Origin of the sequence: Streptomyces sp. NPDC087859, assembly GCF_044742595.1 — a bacterium.
GTDB lineage: Bacteria > Actinomycetota > Actinomycetes > Streptomycetales > Streptomycetaceae > Streptomyces > Streptomyces canus_F.
In genome coordinates this window covers 570876-592587 of the sequence record NZ_JBIUUU010000002.1, presented here as the reverse complement: position 1 = coordinate 592587, position 21712 = coordinate 570876, and the positions used below count along the sequence as shown (strand labels likewise).

Here is a 21712-nt window from a genome sequence, read left to right as displayed (position 1 = left end):
TTCGGTAGGTGCCTCACCTGTTTCTGCGTGCGTGTCTATCTGCGTGACTACCGCTTTGGGCCGCGTTCGAAGATGCCATCCATGACCACGGCACCGGTCTGGATCACGGGCCGGATCTGCTTGCGATAGACCTCCTCGGTGACCGCCGTACCGGAGTGTCCGACGAGCCGGGAGATCTCCTCCAACGGGACGCCCCGGTCGGAGAGCAGCGACACGAAGCTGTGCCGGAGCTCCCGGGGTGTCCACTCGGAAGCGTCGACCCCGTCGATGTCCTTGAGTGCTTGGCGGAAGGCGCGGCGGACGTTGGCGGCGTCGAGCGGCTTCCCGACGGCCGAGGAGAAGACAAGGCCGTGTTCCTCCCAGGCGTCATCGGCGGCGAGCCGATCCCATCCCTGATCTTCGAACTGTTGCCAGAGAGCTTCGACGCAGCGCGCCGGCAGGGCGAGGGTGCGCCGGGATTTGCGGGTCTTGGTGTCCCCGCTCCGCCTGACAGACCGCCAGACGGCGATGTGCGGAGGCTGCGGCGGATCGAAGTCGGGACGCCCCTTCAGGAAGACGTGATCCCAAGTGAGGGCGCGCAGTTCCTCGGTACGGGCGCCGGTCAGCAGGGCGACGACGATGTATGCGTACATCGAGGTTCCTTCGGCCCCTTTGAGTACTGCCTCAGCTTGGGCGAACGTGAGCGCCTTGGACGGGCGACCGGCCTGGCCTTGAGGCACCGAGCAGAGCTCGACGACGTTGCGCTTCACCTTGTCTCGCGCCATGGCTCGCTTGACCGAGCGGTTCAGACAGGAGTGAAGGCCCTGGAGCGTGCGCGTGCTGAGCGTCTTCGCCTTGGTGGCCAACCAGCGGTCTACGTCCTCCGCGCTGAGGTCACGGAGCTTGCGCGCGCCGAGCGACGGGATGACGTGCTTCTGGCTGAGGAGGGTTGTGGTCTCGACGGTGCTGGGGTCGAGACCGGCCAGGCCGTACGTGAGCCAGTCCGTCACCGCGTCTTTGACCGTGTAGTTGGTGGGGGCGATGGCGAGGCCGTCTTCGTGGTCCCGCAGTACTTCCTTGAGCTTGTTCTTCGCCTCCGTCTTGGTCTTGCCACTCCCCCGCTTCACGATTCGCTTGCCGCTCGGGTCGAAGCCGAGGTTCGCCGTGGCGATCCAGCGCTGTCTCTTCTCGTCCCAGTGCAGACCGCCGTCACCGCGGCTACGGCGCTTCGTCATCAGGCCGCTTCTCCCATCTGGCCCCGGATGAAGGCGCGTACGGCGGTGTCGGGGATGCGGCGGCAGCCGTCGACCTTGATGGAGACCAGGCGCCGGGTGCGGATGAGGTCGTACACCTTGGTGCGGCCGAGCTTGAGCCGCGTCATGACCTCCGGAACGGTGAGCAGTTCAGGCGCGGCCGTGGTCATGCAACGGTTCCTTCCTGGTCGGGGCGGCTGGAGTGGGGTTCTGAGGGAGCCGCGTCAGCGTGGAGGCTCGCGGCGAGCCAGGCTTCGGTGGGCGAGAGGCCCGTACCTGCGAAGACCCAGTGCGCGAGGACGTACGTGGTGTCGGTGGTGGGGGTGTTGGCGGTTGCGGCTTGTGCGCGGCGCCATTCGGCACGGGCGTCACGGAGGGCGCCGAGAGTGGTGGAGTAGCGGCGGGACTTGGTGGAGAAGTGGCCGCGGAAGCCGAGCATGTGGGCCCAGGCGCGTAGGCGGAGGTGTTCCAGGTCTTTGCGGGCGCCGAGGGTCCAGGCGGTTCGGACCAGGCGGCGGGCGTGGTCGCTGATGTCGAACTGGGCCAGCTCGGCGGCGAACTTGAGTGGGCGATCGAGAGCTCCCGTTGCTGTCTCGGCACCCTTGGTCGCGTACTTGGCGATGTACGCGGCTACGGCTCGCTCGGTCAGCTCTTGGCCGTCGTTGAAATCGGCGGATCGGATGGTGCGGACGTCGAGTTGGCGGCCGAAGGTGAAGGTGTGGGCGCGGCCGTCGATGACCGGGCCGTCAACGCTGGCCTTGGTCGCGGCAGCGTCGATGGCGTCGGTGAGCAGCTCGGCGGTGGCCCAGACAGGGGGTGGGGTGTCTCCTCCGCCTGGACCGTCGAGGCGTATGACCGCGTGGAAGTGGACGGAGCCGCGCTTCTGGTACTCGGCGACCTTGGCGAAGGACACGCGGGCGTGGTCGCGGAGCCTGCGCTGTGACAGGCCCGCGCGCTTCGCGACCTCACGGCGCAGGTACGTCGAGAAGCGCCGCCAGAGCTGACCGGCGTGCGCGTTCCAGAGGACGGCGGCTTCGTAGTCGTAGGCGTCCGGGTCGAGCGGGGTGCCGAGTGCTTCGTCGTCCTGGTCGTGGTGCGCACCGCAGCGGCAGGGGCGGCCGTCGGTGCGGCGGTTGTGGACCGGGCCGAAGCCGGGGGCGGTGAAGGTGGCGAAGACGCGTGGGTGGGCGCCGACTTGTTCCGGGGTGCCCTTGCCGCCGCGCAGTCCGGCGGTGATCAGGTGGAAGGTGTCGCGGCGGTAGACCTCCGCGCAGGCCGGGCAGCGGGTCGTACGGCGGTTGTTGCAGCGGACGAGGAGTTGGCCGGCCGGGAGGCTGGTCGAGTCGAGGTGGTGGAGGGCGGCGCCGATCTCGCCGGTCGTGGTGTCGACGTCGTACTCGGTGCGGTGACCGTCGAGGCGGATGGGGTGGGTGCAGCCGCCGAGGGTGGAGAGCTGGCGGAGGATACCCGGGAGGGTGCCTTGCGAGGCCAGGTTCGCGAGTTCCGGGAGTGGGGCCGGAGTGGTGCGGGTGAAGATGGCGTTTCTCCTTCTGGCTGGCTAGGTCGGGAGGAACAGGCCCCGGGGCGGCGTGATGCTTTGTCGAGCGACGCCGCCCCGGAGGTCAGGTGAGTGCTCAGCGCCGGTGCTGCTCGCGGAGCAGGGAGCGCAGGACCACGGCGGCCACGGCAACGGAGATGGCCGTAATGGCGACAGCGGCCAGGAGCGCGGTGAGGACGACTCCGCCGACGACCAGGGCGACGACGGTCTTCTGATCAATGGAGACCGACGGGAGCGAGCGCCGTACGGGCATCGGGTCGGCCGGGACGTGGGTGTGCGCGGGCGGCGGGGTCGGGTTGTCGGGGTACTTGGGCAGGAACACGGCGGAACTCTCCTCATCTACTCGTCTAGGCATGTGAGCCGTTTATGACGTCCACGCCGGTGCGCGTGCCGGACTCGATGGCGGGGGCGAAGAAGGTCTGCGAGAGCCAGAAGCCGAAGAGGGCGATCAGTACGACGACCCAGGTGCGGACGCCGAGGAACTTGACCGCTCCCCAGGCGAAGAAGCCGAGGACGACGACAAGCGGCAGGCTGACGGTCACGGTGTGCAGGTCCTTTCAGCGGACGGGGCAGCGGTGGGTGCGGGCGGCCAGCTCGGCGGCGGCGCGGCTGTCGTAGTCGGTGGAGAAGCCGCAGCGCGGGGCGGTGCAGGCGGCGGTGTGCTTCTCGCGGCCGCGTTGGTCGTACGAGGTGGCGACCTGGACGGGGCCGATGCGGGTGACGTTGCGGAAGCGGCGGTTGGCGGGCATACGGGTCTCCTCTCAGAGCTGTGCGGCGATGGCTTCGGCCATGGGTGCGGGAACGCCGAGGCGGACGCGGAGGGTTGGGGTGTCGATCGGGGAGCCGGTGCGGGTGTGGTGTTCGGCGGCGACTTTGCGGGCGTGGTCGACCAGGGCGGTCGGGACGGGTACGGCGGGGCGCTCGGGCGGGGCTTCGATGGCTGGTTGGGCGGGTGGCTCGGGGGTGGGTTCGGGCGCGTCCTCCTGGTCCTCGATGAGCCCGGTGTCGTTGGCCGGTGTCGTCGGGGTGGAGTGGGCGAGGAGCGTTCCGCCGAGGAAGGCGACCGCGGGCCAGCCTGCGACGAGGATGCGCAGCCAGGCCGGCACCTGGTCCAGGTCGAGGAGTCCGGCGGTGGCGACGTTCGCGCCGAGGGAGGCGGCGAGTGCGATGACGAACCAGCACCACCCGGACGCTTTCGCTTCACCGGACCGGAGTCGACGCCATGCGGCGACGAGCAGCAGGTCGACGGAGACGGGGTAGGCCCACGCTTTCCATCCGTCTTGTCCGGCCGCCGAGGCGATGTCGTGGATGTGGGCGAAGGACAGCGCGGCGGCGATCAGCGCCTGGACGAGCACCGCGTCGACGCGGGCCAGTTGGGCGCGCATGAGCGGCTCCTTCCGGGTTCAGGCATGGGAGGGGTAGGGGCTTGGCGTGAGGCGGTCACGCCGACCGGTTGGGGAGGGGAGAAGGTCAGTCGGTGACCGGGCGCGGGTGGACCTGCGGTACCGACGCTTCGACCGGTCGCACGGGCACGTGGGGCCGGAAGGGCTTGAGTGCGGGCAGGTCGGGGACCAGGTGCGCGGAGTCGCGGCAGGTCTCGGCGGCGTCGCCGAGGGAGAGGTACGGCGTGCGGATGCGGGACCAGCCGCCGGAGGTGTCACCGGCGACTGCCAGGCCGGGGCGTTCGGGGGCGATGGCGCAGGCGGCCATGACCGCCTCGGGGGCGATGTCGCCGAGGGCCATCTTGGCGGAGGCCTCGTCGTTGACGCGGTGGCAGACCCGGCCGGTCAGCTGCGCGCGCAGCATGGTCGCGCCCTTGCCAAGTTCGGCGCCGAAGCGCTGTCCGCAGACTTCCAGGTAGATGCCGGCGGCGCGGCCGAGCTGGGCGAGGCGGATGAGTTGGGTGACCATCTCGTCGCGCCGTTCCTCGTCCTTGCGGGTGGCGACGAGGAAGAGTTCGGCGACCTCGTCGACGAACAGCACGATGGGGGTGGGGCGTTCGTGCTCGGGCAGGCCCCAGATGTCGGAGGTGATCTCCTCGTCGGGGATGCCGGGGGCGATGCCCTGCCGGGCCTTGATCAGGTCGTAGCGGCCCTCCATTTCCTTGACGAGCACGGGCAACAGCTCGGCAGCCTGCTCCGGATCGGTGGCGAGGGCCGAGAGCCGGGACGCGAACGGCGCCAGCTCGACGCCCCGCTTGCAGTCGATGCCGACCAGGGCGACCGACTGCGGGGCGAGTCCGGTGATGAGGTGGCGCAGGTACATGGACTTGCCGGACAGAGTGGCGCCGAGGGTGAGTTGGTGCGGCATGGTGCGGTAGTCGCGTACGAAGGCGGTGGCGTCCTCACGGAGGGCGACCGGGATGCGCAGGTACCCGGAGTCGACCTTGCGCGGCATCCGGACTTGCCGCAGGACGTCGAAGCCGACGAGCCGCAGTTCGACGACACCGGGCTTGACGGTGGTGACGTACACGGCGTGAACGCCCCAGGCGTGCCGCAGCCGTTCGGCGGAGGCGGCGACGTCGGCGGGTTCCTGCCCCGGGGCGAGCCGGAGCCGCAACCGGAGCCCGGTCGACGTAGGACGGATGATGCCTCGACGCGGCGGTACGGGCCGTATCTCGCGTCGGGTGGTGGCCTTGACTGCCAGCATGCGCAGTCGGGACGGCGCGACGGTCAGGCCGCACGCTTCCATGACTGAGCTGTACGAGCTGAGCAGCCGGGCCGTGGATATCGGCAGGCCGACGGTCGACCAATAGACCCCGGGGTGCTTGGCCCGGGCGTAGGCGGCCCCACCGCCGAGTGCGGCGACAGGACCACCCACCTCCAGGAGCGTCGTCAGGTCGGACATCAGGCTGCGGCCCCGGTAGCAGCAGCGGGGAATGCGGCCGGGGTGACAGCGGCGGCACGGAAGGCGATCCCGTGGCGCTGCTGCCCGTTGAACACGCTCTCCCACGGCCGGGCGATCAGCCCCGGCAGCGAGACCGGCGCACCGAGCGCCAGCCCCTCCGAGATACCGCCCTCAGGAACGGTGACCTTGATCAGCGACGACTCCCCCTCCTCGATGTAGACGACGCCGATCGTCATCAGCGGCTCACCGCTGACGGTGTCCATGGCCCGCTCGCCGGTCTGACGGTCGCGAACCTTCGGCTCCGGAGCCTCGGTCAGCAGGATCGTCGCGGCGGAGGCCTCAACACGGATGGTGCGCAAGGGAGTTCCCCTATCTACTCGTCTATACATGATGCGTCCTGCGAACCCGATCTTCGGGATCACGCGGACCACTCTGCCACTCAACTTGCCCACTCGTCTATACGAGTATGCCTGTTGAGGTGTACGAGTCCGAGAACCGCCCCCGCGCACCACCCCAAACCATGACGATCAGGTCGCGGGAAGCTGGTACGACAGCACGTATGCGTCAGCAGCCATGACGGTGTCGCAGACCTCGACGGCCCGCCCCTCAGTGTCGAAGGCGGTCCGGACGAGGTGGATCACGGGTACGCCGGAGGCCAGGCGGAGCGTCTTCACTTCCGCCGGCGAGGGCATCCGGGCACGGATCTCCTCCTCGAAGTGGTCGAGGCGGTGGCCGAGCTCTTCGAGGCGGGCGTAGATGCCGCCGGGCCCGGGATTGGGTTCGGCGATCTGAGTGCCGCGGGCGATGTCGAGGGGCAGGTAGGAGGTGGCGAACTCAACCGGCCGCCCGTCGAGTAGATACCGACGCCGCCGGGCCAGCACCCGCCGTACGGAGCCGAGCCGCGTGGAAATGTCCTGACCGGCCTTCTCTTCCTTCACCTCAAGGCTGTCGACCTGGGGGTGACTGCCGGCCGCGTCGGCTTCCACGATGAAGGCCGACTTGCCCTGCTCGCGGTGCCGCCGTGCGAACCGGTCGGAGGCGAGACGGCGCACGGGCGGCCGGGGCCGGACGAAGACGCCCTTGCCGTGCTCGGCGTGCACGAGCCCTTCCCCCTGGAGGATGGAGAAGGAGTTTCGGACGGTCATACGGGATACCCCGTAATGATCGACGAGTTCGGCCTCCGAGGGCAGCTTGTCGCCCTCGCGGAATCGCCCACGGTCGATGGCCTCACGCAGTTGGTCGGCGATCTGCCGGAAGACCGCACGATCGCTCGTGGGGTCGAGATCGCCGAGAAGGCCGGAAGAAAGAGGGCTCACGCGTACTCCTTTAGGTATCTAGACGAGTGGGCGAGTCTTGTTGCTACGGTGGAGAGCCTAGCCAGCCGAGAGGGCCGAGGAACGTGAGCACTGACCGACCGCACTCCGTGAGCGTCGCCGGAGTGGTCGTCGACGCCCAGGGCCGGGCCCTCCTGATCCAGCGCCGCGACAACGGCAAGTGGGAACCGCCGGGCGGCGTCCTCGAACGCGAGGAGACCATCCCCGAGGCCCTCCAACGCGAAGTCCTCGAAGAAACCGGCATCAAGATCGCACTTCCCGCGACCCTGACCGGCGTCTACAAGAACATGACGGGCCTGATCGTCTCGCTGGTCTTCCGCTGCGAAGCCGCCGACGGCACGCCCACCACCGGCGACGAAACCCGCGCCCTGCGCTGGGCCACCCGCGAAGAAGTCTCCGAACTCTCCGACGAGGCGTACGCCATCCGCGTCCTGGACGCACTCGACGCGACGTCCCCGCCGGCCATCCGCGCCCACGACGGCGTGAAGCTCGTCTAGCCCGAACCCGCTGCACATGGCGGCCTACCAGCACGAAGGAACTTGTATGCACGAGTATACGAGTGCAGCCCGGGTCTGGGGGCTCACTTGCCCAGGTTTCCCAGAAGAGGTGAGCCGGGCCCGCCGCTGGACCCGCGACATCCTGCGCGGATCGCCGTTGGCGGAGGACGCCGAGCTGATCGTGAGCGAGCTGAGCGCGAACGCGATCCTGCACACGGCCAGCGGCCGGGACTCCGGCAGCTTCCATCTGGCTCTGGCGGTGTCGGCTCAGGTGATCGCCCTGTCGGTCACGGATGGCGGAGGGGCCGGCGCGGTCCCGAAGGTCGAGCACCAGGACCAGGAGGCCGAGCACGGCCGGGGCCTCGGCATGGTCACCGCGATCGCCCACCGGGTTGTGGTCCACGACAGCGACGGCGGCCACACGGTCACCGCGGAGCTCTTCACCGACGTACGTACGGGAGGCCACCCGTGCTGATGAACGGACCCCGCCACGGTTACTGGTGCGAGTGCTGGACCCAGGACCTCACCGAGGAGGAACGGCCGACGCTCCGAGCATCCCTGGATGCTTACTCGGCTTCCCAGGCAGACAGATGGGTTGCGGTGACGCTCCGCACCATCTCCCCGGCTCTGGACTCCGACGCTTCCGACACGGCGTGGGCCTGGCTCTCTCAGGGGCGCATCGCAACCCGGCAAGCCCTCTTACGTTCCGAGCCCTGCGCAGTCACGATCACCCATGCCCAGACCCGCATCACATGGACGATCCGACCGGTGCTCTTCCTACCGCTCGCCCACCGCCAAGGCGTCGAACTCCCAGCCTGCACAAACGACTTCAAGCCCTGGAAGGCCAGTAGCTAAGCGCACTCGGCATGCCTTCCGAGACGCTCTGTGCAAGTTGCCCAGCGCCCCGCACACTTCCTTCATGGACAACAGCGCTCTGTGGGTAGCCCTGCTGACCGCTGCTACAGCGGTAGTCGCCAGCTGGGTCACCAGTAGGGGTAACTCGCAAGCCGCTAGAGTCCAGGCCGAGGCAGCTGCCGAAGCCGCGCGCGTCGCCCACAAGCAAGAGGCACGCAGAGCCACACATCTCGGGTTCATCCAACAGGCCAATGTGATGGGGATCTTGTACCTCAGGATCCCCAAGTACCTGAAGGTAGAGAACCAGGAAGCACGCCAGGCATCCCTCACGGGCCTCCGGGATCAACTACGTGACTCCTACGAACCCTTCATGCGTTCCCTGGCCATCGTCTCGTTGGAATGCCGCCAGAGGCCAATAGAGGCGTCAAGAGCAGTCCACGTGGCCTCCACCGTGGCATACACGCGACTCATCGCCGTCGAGGAGGACATCCGCGAGGCCGACGCCTTCCGTGAGGCCGTCACTGCCTACTTGGCTTCGGTCGAGTCGTTCATCGAAGCAGCACGGCAAGCCGAGCACGAGCCGTAGAGCGCCTGACTGAGTTACAACTTTCTCTACTGGTTCAAGGCGGCTCGCTCCGCTCCCCGCGCGTGGCGCGGCCCCCGGCCGGGCCTGCGCTCCTGCCTCCGTCCCGCTCCAGCCCGGCCGGCAACCGCGCCACGCACAGCATCAGCTGGCAGTCGCACAGAAGGGTCACGTCGCGAGTCAGGCGGCTAGCACCACGATTCCCACCGACCTACGTAATCAAGTCATCCGCAACAAGTGACGCAGCCGTTGCAATATCCACTTCCCGTAGATCGTATCCGGATCTGATGAGGGCAGTCTTGCCCTCCAACGGCCGGAGAACGATCTCCTCGATCCCCCCTTCACCGACCTGCAACGGGCGGTACGGATGGAGCGCTTGAGGATCACGATCTCGAACAGAGACGAAAATAGACGGATACGAGGTGACAGCACCGGCCAAGTCGCTCAATGCCTCACTATTGAAGCCGTACCAAAGAAGCCATTTCGGCACCCTCTCTCCATCAACAACCTTGCCGAACCAGGAATTTCCCTCAGGATCGCATTCGGCCAGGAGCGCGAAAGACCCAAGGTCTGGATTTCCCTGAAGCAAGACTGACCATCCACGAGACTTTAGCTCCAGAGAGAGCGCTCTAAAGAACTGATCCGGCAAAGGTTTCCATAGGGCATACCGATCCCTGACGGTGGAGAGGAGTCGATCCTTGATGATCTCCTTAACATAATCCGGCCTCGACATGAGCCGGACTGTACGGTTTAGGATTTTGACGAATAGATCATACAGTGGGAGAATGTCGCCGTCGTCACTGCGGGCCAGAGCGTCATAGTACTGCCCGCGATCGACCTGCGATCTGACAAGAAGCGGCGGGAATCCATTTCTCGCCAGCGACATATTCGCAAGAAGACGCGCCATTCTTCCGTTGCCATCCTCGAAGGGGTGAATATGAGTAAGCCACGCGTGAAGAATGGTCGCTTCCAGGGCAGGATTCACATCACACCCCTGCCACCAGTCACATAGCTCACGCATATGCAGACCCACGTCCCATGGGGCAGCTGTTCGCAGGCTGGTGCCACCAATTTTGTTCTCTACCTGCTTGTAGCGTCCTGCGTACGCCTCTCCGAAGGTGATCAGTTCGTGCAGCGATCTAATTTCGTACTCGTAGGGGCGCTCTGACGCACGCGCCCACTCGTCGGCAATTTCATGCGCTTTGTAGAGACCGAGAGCTTCGTAAACCCGAGAGTCTTGTCTTACTGCTTGCATGAGTGATCCAACAGGCGCCTCTAGCAGCTCCTTATAAGTAAGAGCCACTTCATTCACTTGTGCATGCGTCCAGTCATAACCCTCGATTTTATTGCTTTCTGCCACCAGGCGTGACCTAATCGCACGCACATACGGCTCAAAGAGTTCCTGCCCTTCGGCTGCAATGCGCTCCTGCACTGAAATGGACTTTTCCCGTGACCGTTCAGATCTCTCTTGAACCACGGTGAAGCGCGCAACCGAAACGTCGTCTTCCGCAACCAAATAGGGAGTCCCTGAGAACATCGCCTCAATACGGTCCATAACTTAGACAATAGAGCCTTGACGCCGCGTGGCGCCAGCAGATCAGGAGTAATGGCTCCTGCCGCGTGACGGCGTCTCAGTCCACCTGCCCGAACCTCTCCTCCCCCCAGCGGCTAGAGCGGCCGGCTGGAGGCGACAACACAAGCACGACACCATGGCTGAGGCTCGTGGTGGGCACCGCGAGGCATACGCGCGCCTAATCTTTCGCCGCACCACCGTCGTGGCGGGCTGTCGTCGGCTGAGGATCGAGCAAGTGCAGACCCCCGACCGCCATAGGACCGTCCGCGCCCCTCCATGCCCTGTCGACCTAGAACTTGCGGGGACCCACACGGTGATTGCCGGGCGGCGCACGTGAGTACAGTCGCGACGGTTTTCAAGATCGCTTATGGGGTTGGCTCACACATCGAGACTCCACCGGTCTCGACTGCCCTCGAGCCGCACCTCATCCACGAACGATTTACTCGTCACTTACAGCGGCCGAGGGCCACTTACCCCCCTTATTCCGGAATAGGCATTTTCTCACTAATTGAGTAGATCACCCGTGCCCCCAATGCGCGAACGCCACGCTTCCATCAATCCGTGACCACGCACCTCGTTGCCCCGCTACGCTTACACACCGTCAGCAAAATTAGGCTTGTCTCTCCACAGCCATAGAAGAAATCCAGGAGCGGGACATGGCAACTCACATGGTCAACCTTGACGCCCTCATCCCCCGGGAAGACTTCGAGACAGTAACCTCAGAGCCATCGACTCAGCCATCAATTCTTAGCGCCACGCTGAAAATCACGGACCTGGAGAAGGAAAGCTTCATTTACAATGTACTCCGCAAGCCCGATTTTCAGCGAGAAACCGCAAATTGGAATCCAGAAAAGATCTCTGCCCTAGTAAGCAGTTTTTTGGAGGGCGATCTCATCCCCTCCATCATCCTGTGGCGCTCGAACATCAGCGGAGACATCTTTGTGATTGATGGAGCCCACCGGCTAAGCGCTCTCATTGCGTGGGTACAGGACGACTACGGTGATAGTCATACCTCTATGCGCTTTTTCGACAGCGTCATCCCTTCTGAACAACGGAAAGCCGCTGAAGCAACCCGCAAGCTGATTCAAGGAAGCGTCGGATCGTACACCGATTTGAAACTTGCGCTCATGAACCCTGACACAACCTCTAAAGAACGGCTACAGATCGCAAGGAACCTCAGCGCTACCGCGATCCACCTACAGTGGGTCAATGGTGAGGCAGAAAAGGCCGAAAGTTCATTCTTCCGCATCAACCAGCAGGCAACTCCAATCGACAGTACAGAATTGGACATGATTAAGGCGCGCCACAAGCCGAATGCTCTCGCCGCGCGCGCCTTCATTCGCGCCGGGACGGGACATAAATACTGGTCGTCGTTTGATGAGAGCGTTAGGTCCGAAATCCAGTCGATCGCCAAGAGCGTATACGACCTGATCTTTAAGCCTAACCTGGAGCTCTCCATTCGCTCTTCCGATCTCCCTATTGCCGGGAGGGGCTACTCGGCCGATAGCGTGAAGATGGTGTTCGAGCTCGTTAACTTTGTGAATGATCTGCAGCCCGACATGTGGCGCGACGAAAATCAAAAGCGACGCCGGAAGAGTACTACCCAAGGAGAGGTACGGCGGCTGGCTGACGATGAGGACGGGGCTAAAACCCTAGAATTCATGCGGGCGGTAAGGAAAGCTGCAGGAAAAATCGCCGGGAACGAGCCTGCGTCTTTGGGCCTCCACCCTGCGGTTTACTTCTACAGCGCTACCGGGCGGTTCCAGCCAGCCGCCTTCTTGGCTGCCGTATCATTCGTTCAAGAACTAGTCGAAAAGCGCCGCCTGATGAGGTTCACCGAAAAACGGGCCGAGTTTGAAGAATTCTTGGTTAAATACAAATATTTCTTGAACCAGATCGTGCGACATTATGGCAGTATGCAGCGGTCAGTTACACCGATCCTCGAAATGTATCGCACTCTTTTCGATGTGCTCAGCAGTGGCGGCACAGAGGAGCAAGCCGTCCTCAAACTGCAAGATCATCCGCTGTTGCGATCTCATGTGAAGATCGTCACGGAAGAAGACCGAACGCACGGACGCAATTTTTCGGCCGAAACAAAAAATTCGATCATTCTAAAATCCGCACTCGAAAATTCTCCGAAATGTGAAATCTGCCACTCGCGCTTGCATTTCAGGTCTGCAACAATCGATCACAAAATCAGAAAGGAAGACGGAGGGACGGGAGCACCAAGCAATGGTCAACTCACTCACCCCTACTGCAACTCTGGCTACAAAGAGAGCCGTCAGGCTTCGCAGTATCCGTCAAAATGATCAACACTCCCTCTGCGGCATCGGGTCCGTAAAGAGAATGTAAGTAGATCAGATTTAGCCCGAACGCAGTCGAAGGGCCAGTCCAGAAGACTTTCTTTATGGACTGGCCCTTCGACGCTCCGCAGGTACCGGTTCATAGGCGGTCGGCCACCCGAGCGGCACCGGGCGTGGTCGGCAACTATCAGTTGCCGACCTCTGAGGATTGCGGGGAACCTGCCACTGCGGGGCCGCCAGGCGTTGCGGAGCAACGTTCAAGTGCCGGCTGGGCATACCGAGAGAAGGCACAGGTCGATCCTCCAGGACCGCACCACAAGCGCACCAGATGGAGCGGGGAACACCGGGGAACCGCAGTGAAAGCAACAGAGCCCAGCGGGACCCCACGTCTGCCGTTTAGCCAGGTCAGCGCCCGAACCGGCCCCGCCTGCCCTGGTGGCGCAATGGCACGCAGCGACCCCACGGTCAACCATAGCTTCACCAAGAAGGCCAGTACTTTGGGCTTTGTTGCCTCTCTAGTCCGTCGTCACCACGCTCCCCCTTCCGTGAAGGGCGGCTGTTGGGGGCCTACATCCAAATCCCGCTCACCACTAGCTGCCGTCCCTCCCCGGCCGATCCCGGCGCCGCCAGTTCGTCGCGCATTTTCGTCCACTGGCTGTTGTGAACGGACACGGCCGGGTCGAACAGGCCGATGACCTCGTCCAGCTCATCGGCGCCCCTTAGCGGAGAGCCGCCTGAAGGCTAGTCGACGAGGGTGGGTTGCGATTGACCATGGCCACCGCCCACCGCTCCAAGGTAGTCAGGGTTCGGGATCATCTCGCGGTGGAGGTACCGAAGGTCCGCGCCACAACGCAGAGCGAGCCGTTCCTGGCGCGTGCGCTCGGCCGTAGAAATGGTCTCACCGTTGCGGGTAGTGATGACGATCGCGGGCCGCTCAGCCGACTCGATGGCTTCGTTCAGCGCGGCCCAGACAAGGTCACGAAAGGTTCCGGTGCGGCCCCAGCAAATGTACCGAGTGGCGTCTCCAGCGATGGCGTAGCAGTGATTCGGCTTCTCTCCAACCGAGTTGTGCTTCATCACCCAGCCGCTGCCACATGCCGCGCGAACGACTTCCTCCGGCCCCTGGAACCGATTTACTGCATAGCGAACATAGTTTCCGATCCCCTCCTGTGCTCGGGCGTACTCCTTCATGGGGACGTCTTTGATCCAGACCCTGGCATCCTTCTCCGGCCCGTAGGAGAGCAGGATTCCACCGACCTTTGGATCCTCGATCCATCTCCGGTACTGGTTCGTCTTCTCGGTGTTGCTCAAGAACTCCCAGTCCAGGTCATTGGCCTGTTGGTAGATCTCAATAAGGAGGCGTTCGCGAATGGGTGCAGGCAAGTGCTGCAAGGCCACGGTGATTACTCCTAGGGGGCACGGGTGGCGGGAAACTGGAGTCGGTGCTCGTCGTACGCGGTCTCAAGACTGGCCGCGTCCTTGATCCACTCGTCCATGAGCGTGGCCACCTTCTGGTCGCTGAAGTCGATATTCGACGGGGCGATCTTCGCTAGAGTCTCGATGTCACCATCACCGTCAAGCGCCCTCTTCAGCTTGAGTGCGGCAGCGATGCGGCGGAGGTCACTGACGAAGTCCAACACCGTGACTCGCTCCTTTCCCTCGCGCAGGCGGAGCCCACGCCCAAGCTGCTGAACGAAGATTCGACGGGAGTGCGTGACTCGTGCGAAGCAGAGGATATTGACGTCCGGCACATCGACGCCCTCGTTGAGGATGTCGACCGCTGTCAGGATGGGCACGTCGCCAGCACGAAAAGCGAGCAGGCGGTTCTGCCGTTCCCTCTTGGCGAGTCCTGCGTGGATGGAGAGGGCACCTGACCAAAGGGGGGTACGCCGCAACATGTCAGCGAGCCGCTCAGCGTGTTCGATAGTGCGGCAGAAAACGATGGCCCGGGGGTTGCGTGTGGCAGCCCATGCGGTGGCCAGCTCGTCGCGGATGGCTTCGTCTCGCTGCGGCAGAAAGAGCTTCGCGTTGAGTTCGGCCAGTCCGTATGAGTGGTCGCTGGCCTCGCGGACGACGTCCCAGTCGATGTCGTCGACCAACAGGCGGTAGTCGACCTGAGCGAGGTAGCCACGCCGCATTCCCTCCTCGATACCTAGGCTGAAGCTGGCAGCGCCGAGCTGATGGGTGATGTCGTGCTTGTCACCGCGCCATGGGGTCGCGGTGACGCCCAGATGGCGTGCCGAGCTGAGGAGTTCCAACAGATCGTCATACTGGCCTTCTTCGCCCACGTGGTGGGCTTCGTCAATCATGACGAGTCCTGGGCGGTATCCGAAGCGTGCGACGGACAACGCCGAGCCGACCGTCGCGCAGGTGAGGCCGGAGAGGTCATCAGGGCGTGTGTCGCTCGTGAGGAGCCGCGTTGGAACGTCTTTGGGTAGGTGCCGCCAGAGCGCCCGCTCTAGTTGCTGGACGAGGTCTTTGGCGTGAGCGACGACCAAAACCTGGTCCTGGGGAGCGCGACGCAGGTGCGCCGCGATCACTTCGCCTCCAACGACCGTTTTACCCAGGCCCGTGGCCAGCACCAGCAGCGCACGACCAGAGGCATCGAGATCGGCGGTCAGCGCCTGCAACGCCTCGGCCTGGTACGGCCGAGGCGTCACCCGTCCAAAGCGGGGCGGTATCCGGTCGAAGCTGGTTGTTAGGTCTGTTCCGCCCCACAAGAGGATTTCAGGGCCGAGGCGCCCCAGAGTCGTCACACGCTGCCGGGCGTCCGGGCTGAAACGAGTGTTGGTGACGACGATCGCCTTGTGGGCTCGGTAGTGATCCCGAGCGCGAGCGACCTCATCCACCGCATCGGCCCCTACGGCTCCGCGTCGCTTCCACTTGCACTGGACCACCCAAGTCTCGCCCTTGTGGAATGCGAGAATGTCGCCACCCTCGTCACCGGAACCGTCGATGTTCGACACATCGGAGAAGCCCAGGTGCCACAGGAGGCGTTCGATGCGGCGAGGAAACTGCAGTGGGCCGGAGTCCAGCAGGGAGGCTGCGTCCAGGAACCGCATACCGCTCTCCCTACGTGTTGTCAGCGAGGTCGCGCGCGATGAGACGGCAGCTGATCCTGATCCGGGCCAACTCCTCCACGTCGAGGCGTGGACGGTGCTGTTCCAGCAGCGCGAGGTCGCCCAGGGGGTTGACCAGTCGCTCCACGACGAGCTCTCGCGCCCCAGGATCACTTAGAGCGATGTACCCGCGCTTGAAGACACAACCATCGAGGAAGGTCTCCGGGGAGTCCTGAAGGATACGGATGACGGCGCTGGCCGGCACATAGCGGATGAACTCCCCATTGGAGATCGCGTCGTTCCAAGGGAACGCCCCACCAGCCTCGACCGCGAAGCGGCGCTCGGCGTCCGCTCGTTCATCCTTCGTGAGCAGCAGCCAGTGCACAGCCGGGTTCGCCGCAACGGGCGCCACCATGGCCATACGCACCTGTTCGAGGAGCCGCTCGGATTCCTCCGCCATCGCCGCCGGCGTCAGCCTAGGGCTGGAGGTGTGAGTCTTAAGCTGCGCGACGATCTCACTCAGGGGCATCGACACGTTGTTCGCCCGTACCCGCATGAACTCCGCAACCTCGACGAGCGCCAAGTCGCGCATGTCCGTCCCGTATTCACGGAAAAGCGAGTGGCCAGTGTCGACGAATACCTCCAAGTGTGGGGCTCGGACCATCGAGACGATCACAGGCGCGGGCTGCCCGTCTTTGGTGACCAGATTCTGGCCGCTAACCGCCCAAGCCGTCAGATCCACGCGGCCCAGGTCTTCGAGGTAGTACGGGCCCGTCAGGTCCACGATGGGGTCGGCGTGATCTCGGTATCGCTGGAGCCGCTGGTCCAACGTCTCGACTGGTGCGGCGTCGTCCTCGGACGCTTCCTGGCCCGCCGTGGTCGTGTCGGACTCCGAACCGCCTCCGGTCTCGTCATCCGGGTCGAGGAAACCTGCCCCGAGCCCGGGGAGGATGTCATCATTCCCCAATTGCGTTTCCGCGGCTATTGGGTTGTCGTGCTGGTACGCAGCGCGATACCACACCTCGTCGGTCTGGTATTCGTAGCCGCCCATCCGCATCAGCCCGGCCCACTTCGCCGCCGTCTCGTGGAGAGCGTTGCGTCCGTCGCCCGGGATCAGATAGTTGAGCCCCGGGTCCTGGCGACGGAAGCCCGCGTAGAGCAGGCCAAGGGGACTGCGGTTCTCCGGCAGCCCAAGGCTCTTCGCGATCTTTGGGCGCAGGGGACTGTTACCACGGACCTCACGCAGGACTTGACGCCATTCGGCTGTCTCGAACTCGAAGGCGGTCTTCTGGTAGTTCGGAGCGACGTGGTCGCAGTGGATCTCACCGACGATCCGGCCCATCTGCACGGCTCCGGAGTCGATGGGGTACTCAAGCTCAGCCTCAGCGAGGCTGTCCTCATCTTCCCAGTAGAAGACCCGTTTGTCCTTGAGAAGAATCTTGCGGCCGTTGCGGAGGAAGTCCAGGCCGTAGTCGGTGCGGTGGACGTACCGCTGGATCCCGATCCACCCCCAGATCTTGCGCTCTCTCAGTTCCAGGCGGTCCTGCCCACATTCCTCGCATCGCTCGGCATCGGCAGAACTCCAATACCCGCAGGCCATGCAGGCGTTCTTGGGGCTCAGCACGTGGTTGATCTTCTGAACCGTATGGATCTCCACGCCCTGGCGGGTGACGGTCCGCTTCTCGTCCCAGACACAAGGCAGGCGCGGCCTGACCTTCTTGCCGTTGAGCGTGAGCAGGAAGCCCTTCTCCGACAGCAGGTAGCTGTAGACATCTCCGAGCTTCTCCCGGATCACGTTCTGCGTCTGCGGGCGACAGAGCGTGGCGTACTGCTCCTGCTTGAGGTCGCTGATGGTGATCGTGGTGCCATGCACTTCACGATTGGTCTTGGGCACCGTGCGGTACGGCGCCTGGTACCTAGATGAGTTGGCGATCTGCACCAGGTCCAGGGTCACCTCGATCCAGTCCGGGTCGCCCGCCCGACTGGTACGCACAGTGGTACGTCGGCCGAGTCGGGCTGTACTGATATTGAAGCCCATGCCGAACAAGCCGAGGGAACCGTGTCGACCATTGCTCGTCCAGCCCGCGCTGATGGCGTTGGTGACAGCCTCAAGGCTCATGCCCCGGCCATTGTCCTGCACCGTGATCTCAGCCGTCGCACGCTTCGAGTTCGCCGGAGGCAGCGAGACCGCGACCGAGGGCCGGTCCACCGTCTCGCCGGCTGCTTGGAACTCGTCGAAGGAGTTGTCGATCAACTCGGCCAGGCACTGCCAGTGCGAGAACTCGATGTCGCCGAGCACACCCAAGATGCGCGGGTGTGGGGTGACATTGATGTACTGGTTCTCGGTCACAGCCGGCCCCCCTCTTCGTCATGAACACATGCCTGGCAGGCAGGACCTAAAGCGCGCCCACCAGTGTCAAGCTGCCCACCGTCGTCCCCGGTCAGGCACGGTCGTGGAGCATCCATCAGCATGCCGTCAACCCTAATGGGCGGCACCCACACGTGCGGGACAAAGATCTCGATACCCCTACTGGTACCCCGCTACGAGACGTGCCTCTGAGCTTCACGCGCGTGCGAGACTCGCCTCATGATCCGGTAACCCGCGCAAGTCACCATCAATGTGAGCGGCCGGGTGCAGATTCCCTTGGGGATTCTCGCCGAGGCAGGTCTCGATACAGACAGTCCCGTCCTCGCGTACAGCGATGAGGATGGTCGTATCGTTCTGCGCAGGTTGACGCACGCCATCGATGACCTACTGCTCGGCGAGGAGCTGTAACTACGCCTCGCCGGTCACACCGCGGACCTCTGAGATGACCCGCCGCGCCACGTCCTCCGGCGCCTCGTGCTCCCAAGCCCTGATGACCGTCCAGCCCGCTTCCTCCAGGATCCGGTTGGTCTCAGCGTCCCGCCGCTGGTTGTCGGCGAACTTCTCCGTCCAGAAGTCCGTGTTCTTGGTCGCTGGTCGGTGATGTTCCGGACAGACGTGCCAGAAGCAACCGTCGACGAAGACGGCGACTCGCGCCTTCGGGAACAGCACGTCGGCGCTACGCCGGAGGCCTTGGATCGGCGGTGCGTTGACCAAGTAGCGAAGTCCTTCCTTGAAGAGAAGCGACCGGAGGACTTTCTCAGGCTTCGTGTCCCTTCCACGGTTGCCTTTCATTGAGGCACGGACCGCTGGAGTCGAAGCTGTCGAGTCTTCGGGAAGAGTCTCCTCCTTCAAGAGGCCCTTAGCCCAGGCCAGCCGCCAGCCCTCAGCGAGGTTGGCCGCACGGGTTTCATGCTCAACCTCGCCCAGGTAGCGCTCAGGGGACTTCCTTCCGTCGCCCCACCGCAGTGACGCGCGGATGCGCCGCGTCTTGGGCAGGACCCTCAACGATACTGAGGCGTGAGCCACGCGGCCGTCACCCAGGTCAACCACACGCCGATGGCGGCCGCCCGCCGCTTTGTCCTGTTCAGCGGACAGAGCTTTCCGAGTCCGCCCCGGACGCCCCTTCCAGGCGCGGTCGGGGGGCAGCTTATCGTTCCAACGGCTTTGTGGTGGTTTCGACACACCGCTCACGACCTTGGCCCCGACGTCCTATCGAGGGCCTTGGCTACCGCATCGGCGAAGACCGCACCTAGCTTCACCGGGACCGCGTTGCCCAGTTGCCGCATCTTCTCCCCACGAGGACCTTCCAGCTTCCAGTCGTCAGGGAAGGTCATGACGCGAGCGGTCTCACGCACGGTCATATACCTGTGCCTGTAGGTAGTGCCACTGGGGCTTTCCAGATCATCGGTCAGCATCACCGACTCTCCGCCAGGGACACCATGCACGCCGGCCTTCACTGTCTTGGCGGGACGGTCCAGTTCATTGGGCGTGTGACCCTTGTAGATCCGGGCGTCGGGCCATCCGATGTGGTCAGTGAACCCCCCGGCGCGATACTCACGGCGGTCGAGCCTGTTCCAGGGGATCTTAGGCAGGGGCTTACCCTCGTTCTCATCGACGCCGGCGATAGCGTCCCGGAAGGTACGCCAGGGCTTCGAACCGTCCGGGACAAGGGGAACGTCCGTACGGATCTTGGCCATAGCCCGGGCGCGCACATGCGCGGGAACATCGGGGTGGCGCTTCCAGTAGGAGCCATCGAGCATGGACCGGAACAGCGCCTCCTCTGAGTATTGGGGAAGCACGTCCTCCCTGAACTGGTCGATGTCGACCCCGAGGTCCTCCCGAAAGGCAACGATGATGATGCGGTGCCTGATCTGGGGGACCCCGTAATCGGCGGCGTTCACGCGCGTCATCACCACCTTGTAGCGCTCCGACGGGTCGCTGGCGGCCCTATTCCTGGCCTCAACGAGCGACTCATCGTGCTTCCGCCAAGGGATCTGCGGATCACGCAGTTCGAAAGGCATCTCCATCTCGCGCAAGATGTAGTCGAGGTACGGCTTGAACGATGGCCTGAGCAGTCCCACGACGTTCTCGCAGATGACGGCCTTAGGTCGGATCTGGCGCATCGCCTTGAACATCTGCGGGAACATGTTGCGCTTGTCCTCGTCCCCCTTGGCAATCCCACCCAGGCTGAACGGCTGGCACGGGGGGCCGCCGGCGAGCACGTCGACACGACCGAGCAGATAGCTCATATCCAGGTCCTGGACGTCCCCCGCCACCAGCGGCCACGGCTCCCCGGGCTCAGGGATGCGCTCCTCGTCCCCTCGGGGCTTCGCCCCGTTCGCTTCCAGGGTCTGACACGCCCGAGGGGCGAACTCATTGAACAGCAATGGCCGGAAGCCCGCCCCATGGACCGCCATCGCCAGGCCACCCGCGCCCGCGAACAGCTCAACCCCGGTGCGATCTCGCTTTGGCTCTTCTTGCAGTTCAGACATTGCGAAAGCATACCGCGGAAATCGTCGTTGGTGTGACCGCGTCGAGAAAGTTCACCCCATTCTCACGGCAGGCCGAGGATGGTCCGGTCCTGGATCCCAAGCCGTTATCGTCGTCCCTCGTCGAGCAGTGAGACCAGGGGTTGGGCTATCGGGATCCGAGACCGAGCGAGATCCGCAAGGAGCGTGACCAGGTCAGCGAGGGGACCGGGGCCTTCCAACTCACGTACTTCCACGACCGGCGATCAAGCGGCCCAACGAGATCATCCGTAGGCGCCTCAGCCCCAAACCTTCATCGCGGATGGCCAAGGTCACGAGAGGTCAGGCACCCCGACTGTGGTCGGCCTGGTTGGGCGACGACTCAGTCATGTGAGTCATCCCAGCCCACCGCCAGCGGTCCCGCGCTCGTCGGAGACCGGCGTAGCTGGGCCGACCGGCGCTGTTCGTGAAGGTCGCCTCACACCTAGCCTGACGCCGCCGGCCGCCCGATCCACCAGATGAGGCTGCGGAGCGCCGAACAGACCGTCGGGAAATGGCGTCGGCGCCAAACGGGCCCGTTCCAGCACACGTCCGGCACTGGTCGACAGATCACGCGCGCGCGGCCTGGCGGCCGCCCGCGCGTAAGGCCCTGAATCGGGTCTGCGGCGAGGCCCCGCAGTGACCACCGAGCTCGCCGCCGCTCCCGCCTACCGAGCGGTTCACGGGCGCGGCGGCCTGCCACGCCAGGCAGCGAAGAGGCCCAGCCCGACGCTGGTGACCGCGGTGAACGCCTCGGGGCCAGCCAGCATGAAGACGCCCGTCACCAGCGTGATCAGGACCAGCAACGCGACCAGGTCAAGTAGCCGATCACGGGTCGGTGCCTCCGGCACCGACCCGGACATGGGAATGGCGGGCGAGCTGGGCTCTTCAATTTCATCCATGCGCCCAGCACACCAGCCTCATCCGCTATGCCCCGACTAGCACGAACAGACCCGGATAAGTCCGATCGTCGCAGGCCATCGCCGTAACGCATGG

Annotated in this window: 22 protein-coding genes; 5 read left to right on the top strand and 17 right to left on the bottom strand. The window is 64.5% G+C overall.

The window, feature by feature from the left end:
• Nucleotides 1-47 precede the first annotated feature (47 nt).
• The 10 genes from xerC to ACIOHP_RS06600 all read right to left on the bottom strand — a co-directional run bounded on the left by xerC (nucleotide 48) and on the right by ACIOHP_RS06600 (nucleotide 6953).
• Nucleotides 48-1214: a tyrosine recombinase XerC gene (gene xerC, locus ACIOHP_RS06645; RefSeq protein ID WP_401883931.1), complete on the bottom strand. Its 1167-nt coding sequence runs from the start codon at nucleotides 1212-1214 to the stop codon at nucleotides 48-50.
• Complete coding sequence (locus tag ACIOHP_RS06640; RefSeq protein ID WP_093721939.1) at nucleotides 1214-1402, bottom strand: helix-turn-helix domain-containing protein; 189 nt, start codon at nucleotides 1400-1402, stop codon at nucleotides 1214-1216. Before ACIOHP_RS06640 ends, xerC begins: the two co-directional genes overlap by 1 nt.
• Nucleotides 1399-2724, bottom strand: a complete 1326-nt coding sequence (locus ACIOHP_RS06635) for a replication initiator (RefSeq protein WP_401884138.1) — start codon at nucleotides 2722-2724, stop codon at nucleotides 1399-1401. The genes ACIOHP_RS06640 and ACIOHP_RS06635 overlap by 4 nt, the downstream gene beginning before the upstream one ends.
• Before the next feature lie 142 nt (nucleotides 2725-2866).
• Entirely contained in the window at nucleotides 2867-3112 is a 246-nt protein-coding gene (locus ACIOHP_RS06630; RefSeq protein WP_401883928.1) for a SpdD protein, read from the bottom strand.
• 25 nt (nucleotides 3113-3137) lie between these two features.
• Complete coding sequence (locus ACIOHP_RS06625) at nucleotides 3138-3332, bottom strand: hypothetical protein (RefSeq protein WP_055523542.1); 195 nt, start codon at nucleotides 3330-3332, stop codon at nucleotides 3138-3140.
• A gap of 15 nt (nucleotides 3333-3347) precedes the next feature.
• Nucleotides 3348-3539: a mobile element transfer protein gene (locus ACIOHP_RS06620; RefSeq protein WP_401883926.1), complete on the bottom strand. Its 192-nt coding sequence runs from the start codon at nucleotides 3537-3539 to the stop codon at nucleotides 3348-3350.
• Between the two features lie 12 nt (nucleotides 3540-3551).
• Entirely contained in the window at nucleotides 3552-4175 is a 624-nt protein-coding gene (locus ACIOHP_RS06615) for a DUF2637 domain-containing protein (protein WP_401883924.1), read from the bottom strand.
• An 85-nt stretch (nucleotides 4176-4260) separates the two neighbouring features.
• Nucleotides 4261-5637, bottom strand: coding sequence for an FtsK/SpoIIIE domain-containing protein (locus ACIOHP_RS06610; protein ID WP_401883922.1), 1377 nt, complete (start codon nucleotides 5635-5637; stop codon nucleotides 4261-4263).
• A complete protein-coding gene (locus ACIOHP_RS06605; RefSeq protein ID WP_046260708.1) occupies nucleotides 5637-5996 on the bottom strand; it encodes a hypothetical protein in 360 nt (119 codons plus the stop codon). The genes ACIOHP_RS06610 and ACIOHP_RS06605 overlap by 1 nt, the downstream gene beginning before the upstream one ends.
• A 168-nt stretch (nucleotides 5997-6164) precedes the next feature.
• Nucleotides 6165-6953: a GntR family transcriptional regulator gene (locus ACIOHP_RS06600; RefSeq protein WP_401883920.1), complete on the bottom strand. Its 789-nt coding sequence runs from the start codon at nucleotides 6951-6953 to the stop codon at nucleotides 6165-6167.
• Between the two features lie 107 nt (nucleotides 6954-7060).
• Between ACIOHP_RS06600 and ACIOHP_RS06595 the strand changes: the two genes are divergently transcribed.
• The 4 genes from ACIOHP_RS06595 (at nucleotide 7061) to ACIOHP_RS06580 (ending at nucleotide 8909) form a co-directional block, all read left to right on the top strand.
• Nucleotides 7061-7468 carry an NUDIX hydrolase gene (locus ACIOHP_RS06595; protein WP_361554245.1) on the top strand — a complete coding sequence of 136 codons (408 nt, stop codon included), beginning with the start codon at nucleotides 7061-7063 and terminating at the stop codon, nucleotides 7466-7468.
• A 46-nt stretch (nucleotides 7469-7514) separates the two neighbouring features.
• On the top strand, nucleotides 7515-7943 hold the full coding sequence (locus ACIOHP_RS06590) for an ATP-binding protein (RefSeq protein ID WP_046260705.1): 429 nt from the start codon (nucleotides 7515-7517) through the stop codon (nucleotides 7941-7943).
• Nucleotides 7943-8323, top strand: coding sequence for a hypothetical protein (locus ACIOHP_RS06585; RefSeq protein WP_401884136.1), 381 nt, complete (start codon nucleotides 7943-7945; stop codon nucleotides 8321-8323). Before ACIOHP_RS06590 ends, ACIOHP_RS06585 begins: the two co-directional genes overlap by 1 nt.
• A gap of 64 nt (nucleotides 8324-8387) precedes the next feature.
• Nucleotides 8388-8909, top strand: coding sequence for a hypothetical protein (locus ACIOHP_RS06580; protein ID WP_401883917.1), 522 nt, complete (start codon nucleotides 8388-8390; stop codon nucleotides 8907-8909).
• 208 nt (nucleotides 8910-9117) lie between these two features.
• Here the strand turns inward: ACIOHP_RS06580 and ACIOHP_RS06575 are convergent, their stop codons facing one another.
• The gene (locus tag ACIOHP_RS06575) at nucleotides 9118-10461 is read right to left on the bottom strand and encodes a Fic family protein (protein ID WP_401883916.1); all 1344 of its coding nucleotides are present in this window, start codon (nucleotides 10459-10461) and stop codon (nucleotides 9118-9120) included.
• A gap of 674 nt (nucleotides 10462-11135) precedes the next feature.
• Between ACIOHP_RS06575 and ACIOHP_RS06570 the strand changes: the two genes are divergently transcribed.
• A complete protein-coding gene (locus ACIOHP_RS06570) occupies nucleotides 11136-12788 on the top strand; it encodes an HNH endonuclease family protein (protein ID WP_401883914.1) in 1653 nt (550 codons plus the stop codon).
• A gap of 735 nt (nucleotides 12789-13523) precedes the next feature.
• On the opposite strand, the gene ACIOHP_RS06565 is transcribed toward ACIOHP_RS06570, so the two are convergent.
• The 6 genes from ACIOHP_RS06565 to ACIOHP_RS06540 all read right to left on the bottom strand — a co-directional run bounded on the left by ACIOHP_RS06565 (nucleotide 13524) and on the right by ACIOHP_RS06540 (nucleotide 21618).
• The gene (locus ACIOHP_RS06565) at nucleotides 13524-14180 is read right to left on the bottom strand and encodes a hypothetical protein (RefSeq protein WP_401883912.1); all 657 of its coding nucleotides are present in this window, start codon (nucleotides 14178-14180) and stop codon (nucleotides 13524-13526) included.
• 11 nt (nucleotides 14181-14191) lie between these two features.
• Nucleotides 14192-15844, bottom strand: coding sequence for a DEAD/DEAH box helicase (locus tag ACIOHP_RS06560; protein ID WP_401883910.1), 1653 nt, complete (start codon nucleotides 15842-15844; stop codon nucleotides 14192-14194).
• A gap of 10 nt (nucleotides 15845-15854) precedes the next feature.
• Complete coding sequence (locus ACIOHP_RS06555; RefSeq protein WP_401883908.1) at nucleotides 15855-18191, bottom strand: ATP-binding protein; 2337 nt, start codon at nucleotides 18189-18191, stop codon at nucleotides 15855-15857.
• Nucleotides 18192-18617: 426 nt separating this feature from the next.
• The gene (locus ACIOHP_RS06550; protein ID WP_401883906.1) at nucleotides 18618-19259 is read right to left on the bottom strand and encodes a very short patch repair endonuclease; all 642 of its coding nucleotides are present in this window, start codon (nucleotides 19257-19259) and stop codon (nucleotides 18618-18620) included.
• A 137-nt stretch (nucleotides 19260-19396) separates the two neighbouring features.
• Nucleotides 19397-20701 (bottom strand): DNA cytosine methyltransferase, encoded by a 1305-nt coding sequence (locus tag ACIOHP_RS06545; protein WP_401883905.1) that lies wholly within the window; start codon nucleotides 20699-20701, stop codon nucleotides 19397-19399.
• Between the two features lie 695 nt (nucleotides 20702-21396).
• On the bottom strand, nucleotides 21397-21618 hold the full coding sequence (locus tag ACIOHP_RS06540) for a hypothetical protein (protein WP_401883904.1): 222 nt from the start codon (nucleotides 21616-21618) through the stop codon (nucleotides 21397-21399).
• Nucleotides 21619-21712 lie beyond the last annotated feature (94 nt).

Bases quoted from the DNA above. Each gene is read 5' to 3' on its own strand.
- xerC (WP_401883931.1), bottom strand. From the start codon at position 1,214: ATGACGAAGCGCCGTAGCCGCGGTGACGGCGGTCTGCACTGGGACGAG.
- ACIOHP_RS06640 (WP_093721939.1), bottom strand. From the start codon at position 1,402: ATGACCACGGCCGCGCCTGAACTGCTCACCGTTCCGGAGGTCATGACG.
- ACIOHP_RS06620 (WP_401883926.1), bottom strand. From the start codon at position 3,539: ATGCCCGCCAACCGCCGCTTCCGCAACGTCACCCGCATCGGCCCCGTC.
- ACIOHP_RS06615 (WP_401883924.1), bottom strand. From the start codon at position 4,175: ATGCGCGCCCAACTGGCCCGCGTCGACGCGGTGCTCGTCCAGGCGCTG.
- ACIOHP_RS06610 (WP_401883922.1), bottom strand. From the start codon at position 5,637: ATGTCCGACCTGACGACGCTCCTGGAGGTGGGTGGTCCTGTCGCCGCA.
- ACIOHP_RS06590 (WP_046260705.1), top strand. From the start codon at position 7,515: ATGCACGAGTATACGAGTGCAGCCCGGGTCTGGGGGCTCACTTGCCCA.
- ACIOHP_RS06585 (WP_401884136.1), top strand. From the start codon at position 7,943: ATGAACGGACCCCGCCACGGTTACTGGTGCGAGTGCTGGACCCAGGAC.
- ACIOHP_RS06580 (WP_401883917.1), top strand. From the start codon at position 8,388: ATGGACAACAGCGCTCTGTGGGTAGCCCTGCTGACCGCTGCTACAGCG.
- ACIOHP_RS06575 (WP_401883916.1), bottom strand. From the start codon at position 10,461: ATGGACCGTATTGAGGCGATGTTCTCAGGGACTCCCTATTTGGTTGCG.
- ACIOHP_RS06570 (WP_401883914.1), top strand. From the start codon at position 11,136: ATGGCAACTCACATGGTCAACCTTGACGCCCTCATCCCCCGGGAAGAC.
- ACIOHP_RS06560 (WP_401883910.1), bottom strand. From the start codon at position 15,844: ATGCGGTTCCTGGACGCAGCCTCCCTGCTGGACTCCGGCCCACTGCAG.
- ACIOHP_RS06545 (WP_401883905.1), bottom strand. From the start codon at position 20,701: ATGTCTGAACTGCAAGAAGAGCCAAAGCGAGATCGCACCGGGGTTGAG.
- ACIOHP_RS06540 (WP_401883904.1), bottom strand. From the start codon at position 21,618: ATGGATGAAATTGAAGAGCCCAGCTCGCCCGCCATTCCCATGTCCGGG.